Origin of the sequence: Afipia clevelandensis ATCC 49720 (assembly GCF_000336555.1) — a bacterium.
GTDB classification, from domain to species: domain Bacteria; phylum Pseudomonadota; class Alphaproteobacteria; order Rhizobiales; family Xanthobacteraceae; genus Afipia; species Afipia clevelandensis.
Genome location: NZ_KB375281.1, coordinates 4,063,597 through 4,078,880, shown reverse-complemented (window position 1 = coordinate 4,078,880; position 15,284 = coordinate 4,063,597). Strand labels below are relative to the sequence as shown.

Below are 15,284 nucleotides of genomic sequence, written 5' to 3'. Positions count from 1 at the left end.
GCGCTTGGGAAGGTTAGCTTCGCTTCCAGGGCTTCATATGGCGGATTTCCCAAGCGCCTTTGGTGTCACCCCTGGTCTGCTGGCAGGCTTCACCCTGCAGCCAGCCTTCATTGGTGCCGCGAACATAGCTGGCCAGAAAATCCCGGCAGACCCGGCCTTCGGAGGTGTAGGTCGAGGCCAGCGGCGTCACTGAGCCCCGCGCGCCGGTTTCAGGATTTTCCCAAGGCTGGCTGACGTCCTTCTGGCCGCGGGTCAGCACGTCGGACGCGGCATTGCGGGCCAAAGCAAGGTCGGCGTCGGTGAGATTGGTGTCGTCGTGGGAGCGGAGGACCGGCCCGATCGAGCCGGTGACGTCGGAGGCGTCGTCCTTCGGAGTATCCTTGCTAAACATGGTCCCCATGCTGCAGCCGCCCGCCGAACAGCCAAACGCCACCAGCGACAGGGCAGCCACGACACGCCCGATCCGCGATAGGCCACGGCCCTCGGGTGCCCTATATAGGGAACGCTCGAGAACAGGCTTGGCACGGAAGGGCGCCAGGATACGCAACCGGATACTCCAGACATGAACGGTCCAGACACAATCAAAACCTCAGGTGAGTTAATTTCCGGTGATTTTACCGCCGCCGGGGAACCCTTGGGGCTTTTTGCCGCCTGGCTGGCCGAGGCGGAGAAGTCCGAGCCGAACGATCCGAACGCCATGGCGCTCGCCACCGTGGATAGCGACGGTCTGCCGGATATCCGCATGGTGCTGCTGAAGGGCTATGATGCCGACGGCTTCGTGTTCTACAGCCATATCGACAGCGCCAAGGGCCGCGAGCTGGCCGCCAACCCGAAGGCCGCGCTGCTGTTTCACTGGAAATCGCTGCGCCGGCAGGTCCGCATCCGCGGCGCCGTGAGCCGCGTCACCGACGCCGAAGCCGATGCCTATTTCGCCACACGGCCAAAGCAGGCGCAGATCGGCGCATGGGCCAGCAAGCAGTCGCAGCCGTTGGAAAGCCGCATGGCCTTCGAGAAGGCCATCGCGCTCAATGCCGCGAAGTACGTCATCGGCGACGTCCCCCGCCCCCCCGGCTGGAGCGGCTGGCGCATCACGCCGCAGGCGATGGAATTCTGGCACGACCGCCCCTTCCGCCTGCACGATCGCATCATTTTCACGCGCGACGCGCCGAGCGCGGCGTGGGACAAGACGCGGCTTTATCCCTGATCAATGTCACAAACGCCGAAGGCGAGACCCCATTTCATGCCGAATTCAGCGCCTGCCGATTCCAATGCGCCCAAGCGCACCCTTCTTCTGACGGGTGCCAGCCGCGGCATCGGCCACGCCACCGTGATCCGCTTTTCCAGCGCAGGCTGGCGCGTCCTCACCTGCTCGCGCCATCCATTCCCGGAGCAATGCCCCTGGGGCGCCGGGCCGGAAGATCACATCCAGGTCGATCTTGCGGATCACAAGGACACCGCACGCGCCATCGACGAAATCCGCGAGCGGCTTGACGGCGGCGGGCTGCATGCGCTGGTCAATAACGCCGCGATTTCACCGAAAGGCGCGAACGGCGCGCGGCTCGGCTCCATCGACACCGATGTCGATTCGTGGAGCCATGTGTTCCGCGTCAACTTCTTCGCGCCGATCATGATGGCTCGCGGATTGATCGAAGAACTGAAATCGGTGAAGGGATCGGTGGTGAATGTCACTTCGATCGCGGGTTCCCGCGTGCATCCCTTCGCGGGCGCGGCCTATGCAACATCGAAAGCGGCGCTCGCGGCATTGACGCGCGAGATGGCATCGGACTTCGGCCGCGTCGGCGTGCGCGTCAACGCCATCGCGCCGGGCGAGATCGACACCTCGATCCTCTCACCGGGTACCGAAAAGATCGTTCACGAGCAGATTCCGATGGACCGCCTCGGCACGCCGGACGAAGTCGCAAAGATCATCTATGTGCTGTGTACGGAGACAAGCTCCTACGTGAATGGCGCCGAGATCCACATCAATGGCGGCCAGCACGTCTGACGAAAGCACCAAACGAAAAGAGCGGAGCCAAGGCTCCGCTCTTTTGCAGAAACAATCCAGCAATCAGACGACGGTGATCTTCACGTCGAGATTGTTGCGGGTCGCGTTGGAATACGGGCAAACCTGATGCGCGACAGCGACAAGCTTTTCGGCGTCTGCGCGGTCAACGCCCGGCAGCTTGACGGCGAGCGCAACGTCGAGGCCGAAGCCGCCCTCGGAGCGCGGGCCGATGCCCACATCGGCCGTGACGGTCGCATCCGCCGGCACCTTGACGCCGACCGTGCTCGAGACAGCCTTCATCGCACCGATGAAGCAGGCCGAATAGCCGGCCGCGAAAAGCTGCTCCGGATTGTTGCCGGCGCCACCACCGCCGCCGAGTTCCTTCGGGGTCGAGAGGTTGACCTGAAACGTGCCGTCCGTGGTCGCGGCCTTGCCGTCGCGGCCGCCGGTTGCTGTGGCTTGGGTGCGATAGAGAACATTGGTCGGCATTTGCTTTCTCCCTGGTTGCCTCTCCCGAGGACTGAAACCTAACAGCCTTCCGCCGACATCGCCGGAAGGAGTAATCACTATATATCGTGCACGATATAATCGTGCAACATATATTTCAACCGGCAGCCATGCAAAAATGCGTTGCGCGATTCAATCGCGCGCGCCTTAAATAACGTTCCTGAGACCGGATCACGGGGAAGATGGATCATGGCCAAGGCTCCGACCGCAGACGACCTGCTGAAGATCGACAATTTCATCTGCTTCGCCCTGTATTCGGCCGGGCATGCCTTCACGCGGCTCTACAAGCCGCTGCTCGATCCGCTCGGCCTGACCTATCCGCAATATCTGGTGATGGCCGTGCTATGGGAAAAAGACGGACGAACCGTCGGCGAGATCGGCGAAAAGCTGCTGCTGGAATCGAGCACACTTACACCGCTGCTCAAGCGGCTTGAGACGGCGGGCATGGTCCGGCGGACGCGGGATCAGGACGATGAGCGCGTGGTGAGAATACAGCTCACGCCGAAGGGCGCTGCGCTGAAGCAAAAGGCCGCCGAAATCCCGCAAGCGATCGGCTGCGCGACCAACATCACCATCCCCGAAGTCATGAAGCTGACCGCGGAGATCAAGGAACTGCGCGCGAAGCTGCTGGCTGCACAAGCCGCCTGACACAATTGCTCACGGCATGATCGTTCCGAAAGCAAATCCCGGCTCGTCGGAATTGTGTCTCAACCTGCCTTGCGCTGGCGCGCGGTGGAACGGCTTGTCTTTTTCGCACCCCGCGGGGCGGTGCGCGATGCGCGCGCAGGACGCTGCGCGGGCGCCTTGCCCTTCAGGCTTTGCTTGAGCGCATCCATCAGGCTGATGACATTGTCAGCCTTCGCAGGCTTCTCGACGGATTTGATGGTCTTGCCGGCGGCCTTCTGCTTGACCAGCGATTTCAGCGCGTTTTCGTACTCATCCTCGAATTTCGACGGGTCGAAATGTGATGCCTTGGTGTCGAGAATATGCGATGCGAGTTCGACCATGTCCTTAGAGATTTTCGGCGTCTTGATCTCGGCAAAGTAATCTTCCTCGCTGCGAACTTCGTAGGCATATCGCAGGGTTGTCGCAAGCAGGCCCTTGCCGAGCGGCTCGATCGCCACGATGCGTTCGCGGTTCGACAGAACGACGCGCGCGAGCGCCACGCGATCCTGATCCTTCATCGCGTCCCGGATCACGGCGAAAGCGTCGATGCCGGCATTGCCGTCGGGTACGATGTAATACGGATTGTCGAGATACCTGCGATCAATCTCGTCGCGCGGGACGAAGTTGTCGATGTCGATGGTGTGATTGCTTTCGAGCTGAACCGCTTCCAGTTCGTCCTTGTCGATCTGGACGTACTCGCCCTTGGCAACTTCGTAGCCGCGGCCCTTCTGTTCCTTCTCGACCACGTCGCCGGTCTCGGAATCCACCATCTGCTGCTTGAGCCGATTGCCCGTCTCGGTATTGATCATGTGAAAGCGGGTTCGCTCCACCGTAGTGGCAGCGGAGTAAAGAGCCACGGGGCAAGTGACCAGCGACAGCTTCAGCGAACCCTTCCAGTACGCACGCGGCAACATCGGCTACCTCCAACTCGAACGCAAACCTGAACACATGCCCGGGCCGGAACCTCAACAGAACCCAAAGGTTTTTGTTCCAGAACGCCCGTTTGATGACGCATGATACATTTTTCCGCGCCCTTTGCACCGTCGGGAATCCCGCGCCGTGGCCCAAAAGCAGCTTAAGGTTTACCGAACAAAACGTGATTTCACGAAAACCGCCGAGCCGAGCGGACGATCTTCCGTCGCTCCGTCCAAGACCCGGCGGTTTGTCATCCAGAAGCACGATGCGACGCGGCTGCATTACGATCTGCGGCTTGAGTTCGGGGGTGTGTTCAAGTCGTGGGCCGTCACGCGCGGCCCTTCGCTCGATCCCAAGGACAAGCGCCTCGCGGTTGAGGTTGAAGACCATCCGCTCGACTACGGCGATTTTGAAGGCACGATTCCGAAAGGCCAGTACGGCGGCGGCACCGTGATGATCTGGGATCGCGGCTACTGGCTGTCCGACGATCCCGAGCGCGGTTTCAAGAAGGGGGATCTCAAATTCGCGCTGGAGGGCGACAAGCTGCACGGCGAATGGGTGCTGGTGCGCATGAAGCATGACCGTAACGGCGGCAAGCGAACCAACTGGCTGCTGATCAAGCATCGCGACGAGTACGCGCGCGAAGGCAAGGCGAATAACATTCTCGCCGACGACAAGTCGGCTGCATCGGGACGCACCATGGCGCAGATCGCCGAAGGCAAAGGCCGCGCGCCCAAACCTTTCATGCTCAAGGCATCGACTCCCGCCAAGGCCGCTCAGGTATGGGATTCAAACAAAGGTCTCGCTGCAGACGAGCGCGGGAAAAAGGAGAGAACCAAGGCGGCAAGCCCAAAAAGCAAAGCTGCGGCGAAGAAGACGGATTCAAAAGCCACTGCAAAAGGCAGCAGCAAGCTGCCCGGCTTTATCGCGCCGCAACTGTGCGAATCCACTGACCAGCCGCCTTCGGGCAACGGCTGGGTGCATGAGATCAAGTTCGACGGCTACCGCGTGCAGCTTCGGATCGAAAACGGGAATGCAACGCTGAAAACCCGCAAAGGTCTCGACTGGACCGACAAATTTTCAGAAATCGCAAAACAGGCGGAAAAATTTCCGGACGCCATCATCGACGGCGAGGTTGTCGCGCTCGATCACGAAGGACATCCGAGTTTCGCTTCGCTGCAGGCCGCGCTCTCCGACGGCAAGACTGATGGCCTGATCTTCTTTGCTTTCGACCTTCCCTTTGAAGGCGGCGAAGACCTGAGGCCGCTTCCGCTGTCCGAACGCAAGGCGCGATTGAAACGTCTCCTCAACGGCAAACGGAAGCGCAGCGAAGGAACCATCCGCTACGTGGAGCATTTCGAGTCCAATGGCAGCGCGATCATGGAATCCGCCCGTGCACTGTCGCTGGAGGGCATCGTGTCGAAGAAGCTCGCCGCCTCCTATCGTTCGGGCCGGTCCGGCAACTGGACCAAGGCCAAGGTGCGCGCGGGACATGAGGTCGTGATTGGCGGCTGGAAGAGCAATGGCGACAAATTCCGCTCGCTAATGGTCGGCGTTCCGAAGAACGGGCATCTCGCTTATGTCGGCGTGGTCGGAACAGGCTACGGACAGGCTGTCGTCAAGCGCCTCATGCCCGAGTTGAAGTCGCATGCCGCAGCGAAGAATCCGTTTGGCGGCGAGAACGCGCCGAAGAAAACGGCGGAGGTTCACTGGCTGAAACCCGACCTCGTCGCCGAGATCGAGTTCGCAGGTTGGACCGGCGACAACATGGTCCGGCAGGCGGCGTTCAAGGGCTTGCGAAAAGACAAGCCGGCGAGCGAGGTGACGCCTGACAAGCCTTCAGGCACCAACATTGCGAAACTGTCAGCGAAGGCGAGCGCCAAAGCCACGAAAACCGCTCGTACAGCCGCAACCAATACCGTCATGGGCGTGACGATTTCACATCCGGACAAAGCGATGTGGCCGGACGGCGGTGACGGCGAGCCGGTCACCAAGCTCGATCTGGCGCACTACATGGAGCAGGCCGGCGACTGGCTGATCGGCCATATCAAGGGCCGCCCCTGTTCGATCCTTCGTGCACCCGACGGCATCGGCGGCGAACCCTTCTTCCAGCGTCACGCCATGCCCGGCATGTCAAAACTGATCGACGTCGTAAAAGTCTCGGGTGATCGTAAGCCCTATGTGCAGATTGATCGCGTCGAGGGCCTTGTCGCGGTCGCGCAGATCGGCGGCCTTGAATTGCATCCGTGGAATTGCGCACCGGGCGAACCCGATGTGCCGGGGCGTCTGGTGTTCGATCTCGACCCCTCACCCGATGTCGCGTTTTCCGCTGTCGTCGATGCCGCACGCGAAATGCGCGAAAGGCTGGCGGATCTCGGGCTGGAAAGTTTCTGCAAGACCACCGGCGGCAAGGGCCTGCATGTCGTCACCCCGTTGAAGGATGCGAAGAAAGACAGGATCGACTGGAAGACGGCCAAAGCCTTCGCACAGGCTGTCTGTCAGCAGATGGCGGCGGACAGCCCGGAACATTACCTGCTCAACATGTCGAAGAAGCAGCGCGAAGGCAAAATCTTCCTCGACTACCTGCGCAATGACAAGACATCGACCGCGGTGGCGCCGCTTTCGCCCCGCGCGCGAGACGGCGCGACGGTCTCCATGCCACTGACATGGACACAGGTGCGCAGCGACCTTGACCCAAAGAGATATACCGTGCGGACGGTGCCTTCGCTGCTGGCCAGGACCAGGGCGTGGTCGGATTACGATGCCGCGGCAAGGTCGATCAGGGCGGCGATCGGCAAGATCGCGAAGTAACTACAGCCAGCGCTTCCACTTGAAAAACATGTAAGGCAGAACCGCTGCGAACAGCATCGCCAGCAATGCCAGCGGATAGCCCCATGGCTGTTCGAGTTCCGGCATTATCTTGAAATTCATGCCGTAAATCGACGCGATCAGCGTCGGCGGCATCAGCACCACGGCCATCACTGAAAACAGCTTGATGATGTTGTTCTGCTCGAGATTGACGACGCCGAGCATGGCATCGAGCACGAAGGTGATCTTGTTCGACAGATAGGACGCATGATCGGTCAGCGATGACACGTCGCGCTGCAGGGTCTTGAACTGCGCCTTCTGCTCCTTGCTCCAGCGCCCGGCATCGGTCTCGACGGTGACGAAGGAAATCAGGCGGCCGATGGATACAAGGCTTTCGCGGACCTTCGAGGTGAGGTCGCCCTTCTTGCCGATCGTCAGCAGTATCTGGGAATAGCTGCGGGCGTGGCCCTTCTCGGCGGACGGCTCGAAGATCTGCGACGACACCGCGTCCACATCGGCGCCGGCGCGCTCCAGAATGTCGGCACAGCGGTCGATCACGCCATCGAGCAGTTCGAGCAGGACGCCGTCGCCGGTGATGGTGGCCGGACAATTGCGCGCGAGTTTCGCCGCGATCAGCGAGAACGGCTTCGGCTCGTCATAACGCACCGTGACAAGACGGTGATCGGTCAGGATGAAGGTCACCGGTGTAGTGCGCGGATTGCCGGAATCGGTCGCGCACATCAGCGTCGCCGTCATGTAGCGCGCGTTGTTTTCGATATAGAGGCGGCTGGAAATCTCGATTTCCTGCATGTCTTCGCGGGTCGGAATTTCAATGCCGACCAGCTTTTCGACCGCCTTGTCCTCGCCGGGCGAGGGCGACTTGAGGTCGATCCAGATCGCATCGGGCGGCAGCGCATCGGCCTCGACCTTGTCGAACTTCTTCAGGGAGGACGACGTGGGAACGAAGACCGACAGCATGAGCGACTCCAGGAATCTCTTTCGCGAATTACCTGTCGTCCATCCGCAGCGAAAGCGCAATCGCCGGGATTTTCGCTGGACTTCGTTGCGGGACATACAACTGTCACACGGGATAGCGGGCCAGCCCGACTTCCCGTGACGCAGCCTCCGGCAAGCCGGACCGGCCCTGCCGGACGGGCCGGATCATCCCGATCACGCGCAATCAAAACCGGGCGAGCGATTCGGCGGCGAGGCCGGGAGAGAGCCGGATTCGGCCGGCTCGCGGGGAACCATTCAACGGGGACCAAGGGCCAAAAGCCTGGGACTTGCCGGGGTTTTGGGCAGGGTCTGGCTTATTCGTCCCCGGCCCTGCGGCGCAAATGCAACAGGTGCGCTGCTGCAGAGCAAAACCGGTCTCGAAGCTCTGGAAATACCGCCTGTTTCGGCGCAAAAAGAGTGTAACGAAATCGGAAGCATCTTCCGGCTAATTTCAGCGTGAAGACACCCTCCGCACCCCCATTGGAACTTCGGAATGTCCTCGATCGGCTCAAAGATTATTGTCGTTCTCGCGGGTCTTTCGCTCGCCGGCTGCATGCAGGCGACCTCGGCCACCTACGAGAAATCTCCGGAAGCGAGCCTGAAGCCTCGCGACAAGGAATATCTCGCCAAGGCGCGATACGACAAGGTTGAGGTGGCCGCGCCCTTCCGGCGCGCGATCGTCAACTATCACCGCAAGGAATTGCCGGGTTCGATCGTCGTGGATTCCGACAATCATTACCTCTACTACGTGCTCGAGGGCGGCAAGGCGATCCGTTACGGCATCACCGTCGGCGAAGAAGCGCTCGCGTTTTCGGGCATCGCCCGCGTCGGCAACATGCAGGAATGGCCGAAGTGGACGCCCACCGCAGACATCCACAAGCGCATTGAAGGCCTGCCGCAATCCGTCCCCGGCGGTCCGGACAATCCGCTCGGCGCCCGCGCGCTCTATCTCTATCAGGGGAACCGCGACACGCTGTTCCGTATTCACGGCACCAACCAGCCGGAATATATCGGCGCGTCGATTTCCTCGGGCTGCATCCGCATGACCAACGAGGACGTGATCGATCTTTACAGCCGCGCCAAGCAGGGCACCGTCGTTGTGGTCCTCGACCCGAAGCAGGGCGACTCGCCCGTCAACTCGAAGATGGCCCTTCAGGGCGGTGGTGGCGTCAGCCAGTACTGATCGGCAACAAGCCGTGAATTGAAAAAAGCGCCGGATGATCCGGCGCTTTTTTGTTGGCAGTTATCCTGCTCCGTTCGGCCGCGACAGCTAGCGGCGCGGTCTGGAGACGACCGCCGGTCTTTCTGTCACTCCGCCTGAATCTGCACCCGGCGCATCGTCGGATGCCTGTTCAGGCGCGGTCTTGCCATCCGCAGCCGGGCGCGGCGGCGCTTCGTCCGGACGTTCCGCCGGCATCAAAGGCGCAATCGCCGGCATCGGCTCGTAGACGCCCCACTGGCACAGTTTGAAGTTGTTGCGCCGCTGGGCGAGGTCGAGATGGATGTGATCCTCGTGATACCAGTCCGAGCCCGGCCCCAGCACGGTAGTGAACCGCGCGCAGACCGACGCCAGCACCTTCTCGCGCGTCTCGCGCGGGACCGCGCGGTCGGTCAGCGACAGCATCTTGCCGTCGGCGAACTTCAGGCCGCGCACATCCAGCGCATTGGCGAGGCCATGCTCGGACAGCTTCGCTCCCTTGACGCGGTTACGGCCGCGGCACTCGAAGGAATCGAAATTATCGAGTTCGCTGACCGTGGTGCCGAGCGACACAGCCAATGGCGCGATATCGTTGCGTACCCAGTCGGCGACCGCCGCCGCCATCGTACAGCGCAGGATGGCGGCGGGCTTGACCGTCACGCGCTGGGTCGGTGACAGCACGATCGCTTCCAGCCGGACCAGATCCTCGCCGCCGCAGCCGCCTGGCCCCCTGATCGGCGGGATCGAGGGCGCGATGGCGATGCTGTCCGTCAGGGCCTGCCGGCAGGCCGAAAGTTCAGCCGGCCTGGTTATTTCCGGCTGGGAAGGCACACCGGAAGAGGATTCTTTTTCATCGGAGGACGTATTTCCGGCCGCTGGCGCCTCCGCTGGGCGAGGCTGCGGCAGCGGCACTTTAGCACTTGCCTCGGCTGAAGCCGCGACGATAAGAACCAGCGCCACCGCGAAGGGTGAAAACACGGGCCGCCGGAGGGTGGCATGCCAGCCAGAAGGCCATTTGCGGCCCGCTTTGTCCGCGCTAGAATTCATTCAGGTCCCTTCGGGGAGCGCAATCACCAAACAACAAGACTGCCTTGAGGAGGAGATACGGATGCTTGGATTGATGCAAAATTGGCCGTTGTTGTGTCATCGGATTATCGACCACGCGGCGGCCATTCACGGCAAGCAGGAAGTCGTGACGCGATCGGTCGAAGGACCCATCCACCGCACCAACTATGCTGAAATCCGTGCCCGCGCGCTGAAGGTCGGTCAGCAGCTCGACAAGCACGGCATCAAGCTCGGCGATCGTGTCGCCACCATTGCATGGAATACCTGGCGTCATCTTGAAGCATGGTACGGCATCATGGGCATCGGCGCCATTTGCCATACCGTGAATCCGCGGCTGTTCCCCGACCAGATCGTCTGGATCGTCAATCATGCGCAAGACCGCATCATGATGACCGATCTGACCTTCGTGCCGCTGCTGGAAAAGATCGCCGACAAGATGCCGTCCGTCGAACGCTACATTGTGTTCACGGACAAGGCGCACATGCCGCAGACCACGCTGAAGAACGCGATTTCCTATGAAGAGTGGATCGCGGAAGTCGACGGCGATTTCCAGTGGAAGGAGTTCGACGAGAACACCGCAGCCGCGATGTGCTACACCTCCGGAACCACCGGCGATCCGAAGGGCGTGCTGTACTCGCATCGCTCGAATGTCCTCCACGCGCTGATGGCCAACAACACCGACGCGCTGGGCACCCGTGCCAGCGATACAATGCTGCCGGTTGTGCCGCTGTTCCATGCCAATAGCTGGGGCATCGCGTTCTCGGCGCCGACCATGGGCACCAAGCTGGTGATGCCGGGCGCCAAGCTCGACGGCGCCTCGGTCTACGAACTGCTCTCGACCGAGAAGGTCACCTACACCGCTGGCGTGCCGACGGTGTGGCTGATGCTGCTGCAGCATATGGCCGCCGAGAAGAAGACCCTGCCCGACCTCAAGGTCGTGATCTGCGGCGGCTCGGCGATGCCGCGCTCCATGATCAAGTCGTTCGTCGACATGGGCTGCGAAGTGCGCCACGCCTGGGGCATGACCGAGATGAGCCCGATCGGCACGGTCGGCGCGCTCAAGCCCCCGTTCGCGAACCTCACCGGCGACGCCCGGCTCGATATCCTGCAGACGCAGGGATATCCGCCGTTCGGCGTGCAGATGAAGATCACCGACGACAACGGCAAGGACCTGCCATGGGATGGCAAGACCTTCGGCCGCCTCAAGGTCAGCGGTCCTGCCGTCTCGAAGGCCTATTATCGCGTGGAGACGAACATTCTCGACGACAAGGGCTTCTTCGACACCGGCGACGTCGCCACCATCGACGCCGACGCCTATATGCGGATCACCGACCGGTCGAAGGACGTGATCAAGTCGGGCGGCGAGTGGATTTCGTCGATCGATCTTGAGAATCTCGCAGTCGGCCATCCAAAGGTGCTGGAAGCTGCCGTGATCGGCGTGTTCCATCCGAAGTGGGATGAGCGGCCCCTCCTGATCGTGCAGCTCAAGCCCGAGCAGAAGGCAACCCGCGAGGAAATCCTGCAATACATGGACGGCAAGATCGCCAAGTGGTGGATGCCGGATGACGTTCAGTTCGTGGACGCCATTCCGCACACCGCCACCGGCAAGATTTTAAAGACCGCGCTCCGCGATCAGTTCAAGGACTATCAGCTCCCGACCGCGGCTGCGTAACGCAAACAACAAACACGCTTTCAGACCTCCCCCGCCCGACCGGCGGGGGATTTTCTTTGCAGGCACCGCAGCGAACATTAAGAATTATCAGTGTTGGCGGGGCGTTTCACCAACCAAAGGCGAATTGGAACGCGCGTGGCTCCTACCTAACTTGCGGCCCTCGCAAAAATAACAACGAGGAAACGCGCAGATGAAAAAATCCCGAAATCTTCAGGCAGCCGGCTGGCTGCTGTCCGTACTGCTGTCCACCACAGCAGTTGCCCATGCCGCATCGAACAAGGTGGTGATCGGCGACATCGACGATATGTCGGGCGTTTATGCCGACGTCATCGGTCCCGGCGGCGTGGAAGCTGCAAAGATGGCCATCGAGGATTTCGGTGGCAGCGTTCTTGGCAACAAGATTGAATTCATGGTGACGGATCACCAGAACAAGCCGGATATCGGCGCGCAGAAATTCCGCGAATGGGCCGATACGGCGAACGCGACCATGATCCTCGGCGGATCGAATACCGGCGTCAGCCTCGCAATGGCCACCGTCGCGAAAGAAAAGAAGGTGCCGTTCATCGCCATCGGCGCGGCCGGCGCTTCGCTGACCGGCAAGGACTGCAACGCCTACATGGTCCACTATGCCTATGACACCACGGCGCTTGGCAACGGCACGGCAACCACGATGGTGAAACAGGGCGGCAAGAGCTGGTTCTTCCTCACCGCCGACTATGCCTTCGGCACGCAGCTTCAGGAATCAGCGGCGCATGTGGTGACCGCCAATGGCGGAAAGGTGATCGGCGCCGTTCGCGTCCCGCTCGCAACCTCGGACTTTTCGAGCTTCCTGCTGCAGGCGCAGTCGTCCGGCGCTCAGGTGGTTGGCCTCGCCAATGCGGGCAACGACTTCACCAACTCGCTGAAGGCGTTCAACGAGTTCGGCCTCGGCAAGACGATGAAACCGGCGGCGCTGCTGGCCTTCATCAGCGACATTCATTCGCTCGGCCTGCAGACCGCACAGGGACTCTACCTGACGACGGGCTGGTACTGGGACCTCAACGACAAGACCCGTGCGTTCGGAAAGCGCTATTTCGCGAAAACAAAGCGCATGCCGACGATGAACCAGGCGGCCTATTATTCGGCAACCCTGACCTACCTCAATGCCGTGAAGGCCGCCGGCACCACCGACTCCGACAAAGTGATGGCCGAACTGCACAAGGCCAAGATCAACGACATGTTCAGCAGCAACGGCAAGATCCGCGCCGACGGGCTGATGGAACATGAGATGTACGTGATGCAGGTCAAGAAGCCCCAGGACTCGAAGTATCCTTGGGACTATTACAGCCTCGTGCAGACCATGTCCGGCGAGGAGGCCTTTGGAAAGCTCTCCAATTCGGCCTGCCCGCTCGTCACCCACTGAGCCGGCCATAACGCACGCCACCGCAAGCCCCCAACGGGCTTGCGGTTTCAACCGACGCGCGGCCCGGTAAGCGGCGCGCAGCCGGCCCAAAACCGGCCGAAAAACATCCCAGATCGCCAAATGTCTTGAATTCGCAGCGATGCCATGGTCTCAAGCGGACCAGCCGCGGCCGGGCATCGGCCCGGCGATCCGCAACCCGACAGAATTCACGTCATGGCCCGCCGCATTGCTGCTGCTTACCAGATGGAGCCGATCTCCGCCCTTGCGTCGTGGTCGCGGCGCCTGGCGGTGTTTTCGCTGGTCTCATCCATTGTCGCGGTCGTGATCGTCCGCTTCGGCGTCCTCGATTTCAAACCGGCGCTGACGACATTCTTCGGCGCGCTGGCCTGCGCCGGTCTTTCGATCCTGGTCGGCCTCGCCGCCTTCGCCGCCATCTGGCAGAACGGCTCGCGCGGCATGAGCCGGATCCTGCTGGCGTTCCTGATCGACGCCGCCATTCTGGCCTACCCGGCCTATCTCGCGTTTCAATACCGGACCCTGCCGGCGATCCACGACATCACCACCGATCCGATTGATCCGCCGCGCTTCGAGGCGCTGGCGCGGCTGCGCGCTGGCGACGGCGCCAATCCGGCAGTCTATGCCGGCCTTTATTCCGCCGAGCAGCAGCGCGCCGCCTATCCCGATGTCGAACCGGTCAGCATCGACGTTCCGGTGCAGAAAGCCTATGAAATGGCCCAGCGTCTGGTTCACCGGCACAAGTGGCTGGTGATCGACGAGCGTCCGCCCCTGCCGCCGCAGCGCATCGGGCGCATCGAGGCGGTGGCGCGCACGCCTGTGATGGGGTTTCGTGAGGATATCGCGATCCGCGTGACGCCGGACGGCGACAGCGCCCGAGTCGATATGCGCTCATCGTCGCGCTATTTCGAGCACGATCTCGGCTCCAACGCGGCGCGCATCATCAAGTTCGCGGAAGAACTCAACGATGCGGTGGACAACGCGCAGCCGGTGAAAAAGCTGATTACGCCGGCCAAGCCTCAGGCCAAGGGCGCGACCAAGCGGTAGCTGCCGTCGATGGTCGGGTCGCCATCGGTGGCGACGACATCGCGCGCCACCAGATCCTCAAGATGCGCCAGTACCGAATAACCGGCCGCGCCCACCAGCCGCGGGTCGATGCCGATATAGCTCGCGCGCACGATGGTCGGAATGTCGGCCTCGCCCTTGGCAAGCCGGTGCAGGATCGACGCCTCGCGCGCCTTGCGGTGGCGAATGAGAAACTTCACGAACCGCACGGCATCCGGAATTTCCGGACCATGGCCGGAGAAATAAAGCTGCTCGCTGCGGTCCGCCAGCCGATCAAGCGAGGCCATGTAATCGACCATCGATCCATCGGGCGGCGCGACGATGGAGGTGGACCAGCCCATGACGTGATCGCCGACAAATGTCAGGTTCCGGTCCTGCCAGGCGAAGGCGACGTGATTGGCGGTGTGTCCCGGCGTGCTCACCGTTTCAAGCCGCCAGCCGTCGCCCTCGACAACATCGCCGTCCCTCAGCGTCACGTCAGGACGGAAATTCCTGTCGCCGCCGGATTCGGTGGCGCGGGTTTCGCTGGCATAGGCCGGACGCGAAGCGCGGTGCGGGCCTTCGGCATAGACCGTCGCGCCCGTCGCCGCCTTCAGCGCGGCAACGCCGGGCGAATGATCGTTGTGGGTGTGGGTGACGAGAATATGCGTGACCGTCTCGCCGCGCACGGCGTTCAGCAACGCCTGCGTATGCGCTTCGTCGATCGGGCCGGGATCAATGATCGCGACATTTCCCTTGCCGACAATATAGCTCACCGTTCCGGTAAACGTGAACGGGCTTGGATTGTCGCACAACACCCGCCGCACGCCCGGGACAACTTCGTCCACGACGCCGGGCTTAAGGGGAAAATCCTTGTTGAAGGGGATGTCGTCGTTATCGCTCATGGATGCGTCTACCTGCGCTCGTCAGTCAGTGCCTGGAGTCCTCGAGAACCTGTGCGACACCCGACCTCTTGCTCGTCATGGCCGGG

Annotated in this window: 14 protein-coding genes; 8 read left to right on the top strand and 6 right to left on the bottom strand. The window is 61.8% G+C overall.

Annotated features, from left to right (window positions below; translation table 11 throughout):
- Positions 1-13 precede the first annotated feature (13 nt).
- Complete coding sequence (locus HMPREF9696_RS19540) at positions 14-547, bottom strand: RT0821/Lpp0805 family surface protein (protein WP_002714780.1); 534 nt, start codon at positions 545-547, stop codon at positions 14-16.
- Positions 548-562: 15 nt separating this feature from the next.
- Between HMPREF9696_RS19540 and pdxH the strand changes: the two genes are divergently transcribed.
- A complete protein-coding gene (pdxH, locus tag HMPREF9696_RS19535) occupies positions 563-1,204 on the top strand; it encodes a pyridoxamine 5'-phosphate oxidase (RefSeq protein WP_002714779.1) in 642 nt (213 codons plus the stop codon).
- Between the two features lie 36 nt (positions 1,205-1,240).
- Positions 1,241-2,005 carry an SDR family NAD(P)-dependent oxidoreductase gene (locus HMPREF9696_RS19530; protein ID WP_002714778.1) on the top strand — a complete coding sequence of 255 codons (765 nt, stop codon included), beginning with the start codon at positions 1,241-1,243 and terminating at the stop codon, positions 2,003-2,005.
- Between the two features lie 63 nt (positions 2,006-2,068).
- Here HMPREF9696_RS19530 and HMPREF9696_RS19525 read toward each other — a convergent pair whose 3' ends face one another.
- Positions 2,069-2,494 (bottom strand): organic hydroperoxide resistance protein, encoded by a 426-nt coding sequence (locus tag HMPREF9696_RS19525; protein ID WP_002714777.1) that lies wholly within the window; start codon positions 2,492-2,494, stop codon positions 2,069-2,071.
- A 207-nt stretch (positions 2,495-2,701) separates the two neighbouring features.
- Here HMPREF9696_RS19525 and HMPREF9696_RS19520 point away from each other — a divergent pair, with 207 nt between their 5' ends.
- Positions 2,702-3,160: a MarR family winged helix-turn-helix transcriptional regulator gene (locus HMPREF9696_RS19520; protein WP_002714776.1), complete on the top strand. Its 459-nt coding sequence runs from the start codon at positions 2,702-2,704 to the stop codon at positions 3,158-3,160.
- A gap of 59 nt (positions 3,161-3,219) precedes the next feature.
- Here the strand turns inward: HMPREF9696_RS19520 and ku are convergent, their stop codons facing one another.
- Positions 3,220-4,092, bottom strand: a complete 873-nt coding sequence (gene ku / locus HMPREF9696_RS19515) for a non-homologous end joining protein Ku (protein WP_002714775.1) — start codon at positions 4,090-4,092, stop codon at positions 3,220-3,222.
- Positions 4,093-4,237: 145 nt separating this feature from the next.
- Between ku and ligD the strand changes: the two genes are divergently transcribed.
- Positions 4,238-6,904, top strand: a complete 2,667-nt coding sequence (gene ligD, locus HMPREF9696_RS19510; protein ID WP_002714774.1) for a DNA ligase D — start codon at positions 4,238-4,240, stop codon at positions 6,902-6,904.
- Here the strand turns inward: ligD and HMPREF9696_RS19505 are convergent, their stop codons facing one another.
- On the bottom strand, positions 6,905-7,879 hold the full coding sequence (locus tag HMPREF9696_RS19505) for a magnesium transporter CorA family protein (RefSeq protein ID WP_002714773.1): 975 nt from the start codon (positions 7,877-7,879) through the stop codon (positions 6,905-6,907). It lies immediately after the preceding gene.
- A gap of 511 nt (positions 7,880-8,390) precedes the next feature.
- Between HMPREF9696_RS19505 and HMPREF9696_RS19500 the strand changes: the two genes are divergently transcribed.
- Entirely contained in the window at positions 8,391-9,080 is a 690-nt protein-coding gene (locus HMPREF9696_RS19500) for a L,D-transpeptidase (protein ID WP_002714772.1), read from the top strand.
- Positions 9,081-9,167: 87 nt separating this feature from the next.
- Here the strand turns inward: HMPREF9696_RS19500 and HMPREF9696_RS19495 are convergent, their stop codons facing one another.
- A complete protein-coding gene (locus HMPREF9696_RS19495) occupies positions 9,168-10,142 on the bottom strand; it encodes an extensin family protein (RefSeq protein WP_002714771.1) in 975 nt (324 codons plus the stop codon).
- Positions 10,143-10,203: 61 nt separating this feature from the next.
- Here HMPREF9696_RS19495 and HMPREF9696_RS19490 point away from each other — a divergent pair, with 61 nt between their 5' ends.
- The 3 genes from HMPREF9696_RS19490 (at position 10,204) to HMPREF9696_RS19480 (ending at position 14,296) form a co-directional block, all read left to right on the top strand.
- On the top strand, positions 10,204-11,832 hold the full coding sequence (locus HMPREF9696_RS19490; RefSeq protein ID WP_002714770.1) for a fatty-acid--CoA ligase: 1,629 nt from the start codon (positions 10,204-10,206) through the stop codon (positions 11,830-11,832).
- A 190-nt stretch (positions 11,833-12,022) separates the two neighbouring features.
- Positions 12,023-13,234 carry an ABC transporter substrate-binding protein gene (locus HMPREF9696_RS19485; protein WP_002714769.1) on the top strand — a complete coding sequence of 404 codons (1,212 nt, stop codon included), beginning with the start codon at positions 12,023-12,025 and terminating at the stop codon, positions 13,232-13,234.
- Between the two features lie 213 nt (positions 13,235-13,447).
- Positions 13,448-14,296, top strand: a complete 849-nt coding sequence (locus tag HMPREF9696_RS19480; RefSeq protein ID WP_040301633.1) for a DUF1499 domain-containing protein — start codon at positions 13,448-13,450, stop codon at positions 14,294-14,296.
- On the opposite strand, the gene HMPREF9696_RS19475 is transcribed toward HMPREF9696_RS19480, so the two are convergent.
- Positions 14,269-15,198 carry an MBL fold metallo-hydrolase gene (locus tag HMPREF9696_RS19475; protein WP_002714767.1) on the bottom strand — a complete coding sequence of 310 codons (930 nt, stop codon included), beginning with the start codon at positions 15,196-15,198 and terminating at the stop codon, positions 14,269-14,271. The two genes, HMPREF9696_RS19480 and HMPREF9696_RS19475, sit on opposite strands and share 28 nt — an antisense overlap.
- Positions 15,199-15,284 lie beyond the last annotated feature (86 nt).

Coding starts and splice junctions, on each gene's coding strand:
- HMPREF9696_RS19505 (WP_002714773.1), bottom strand. CDS start 7,879: ATGCTGTCGGTCTTCGTTCCCACGTCGTCCTCCCTGAAGAAGTTCGAC.
- pdxH (WP_002714779.1), top strand. CDS start 563: ATGAACGGTCCAGACACAATCAAAACCTCAGGTGAGTTAATTTCCGGT.
- HMPREF9696_RS19500 (WP_002714772.1), top strand. CDS start 8,391: ATGTCCTCGATCGGCTCAAAGATTATTGTCGTTCTCGCGGGTCTTTCG.
- HMPREF9696_RS19530 (WP_002714778.1), top strand. CDS start 1,241: ATGCCGAATTCAGCGCCTGCCGATTCCAATGCGCCCAAGCGCACCCTT.
- HMPREF9696_RS19485 (WP_002714769.1), top strand. CDS start 12,023: ATGAAAAAATCCCGAAATCTTCAGGCAGCCGGCTGGCTGCTGTCCGTA.
- HMPREF9696_RS19475 (WP_002714767.1), bottom strand. CDS start 15,198: ATGAGCGATAACGACGACATCCCCTTCAACAAGGATTTTCCCCTTAAG.
- HMPREF9696_RS19495 (WP_002714771.1), bottom strand. CDS start 10,142: ATGAATTCTAGCGCGGACAAAGCGGGCCGCAAATGGCCTTCTGGCTGG.
- ku (WP_002714775.1), bottom strand. CDS start 4,092: ATGTTGCCGCGTGCGTACTGGAAGGGTTCGCTGAAGCTGTCGCTGGTC.
- HMPREF9696_RS19525 (WP_002714777.1), bottom strand. CDS start 2,494: ATGCCGACCAATGTTCTCTATCGCACCCAAGCCACAGCAACCGGCGGC.
- HMPREF9696_RS19520 (WP_002714776.1), top strand. CDS start 2,702: ATGGCCAAGGCTCCGACCGCAGACGACCTGCTGAAGATCGACAATTTC.
- HMPREF9696_RS19480 (WP_040301633.1), top strand. CDS start 13,448: ATGGCCCGCCGCATTGCTGCTGCTTACCAGATGGAGCCGATCTCCGCC.
- HMPREF9696_RS19490 (WP_002714770.1), top strand. CDS start 10,204: ATGCTTGGATTGATGCAAAATTGGCCGTTGTTGTGTCATCGGATTATC.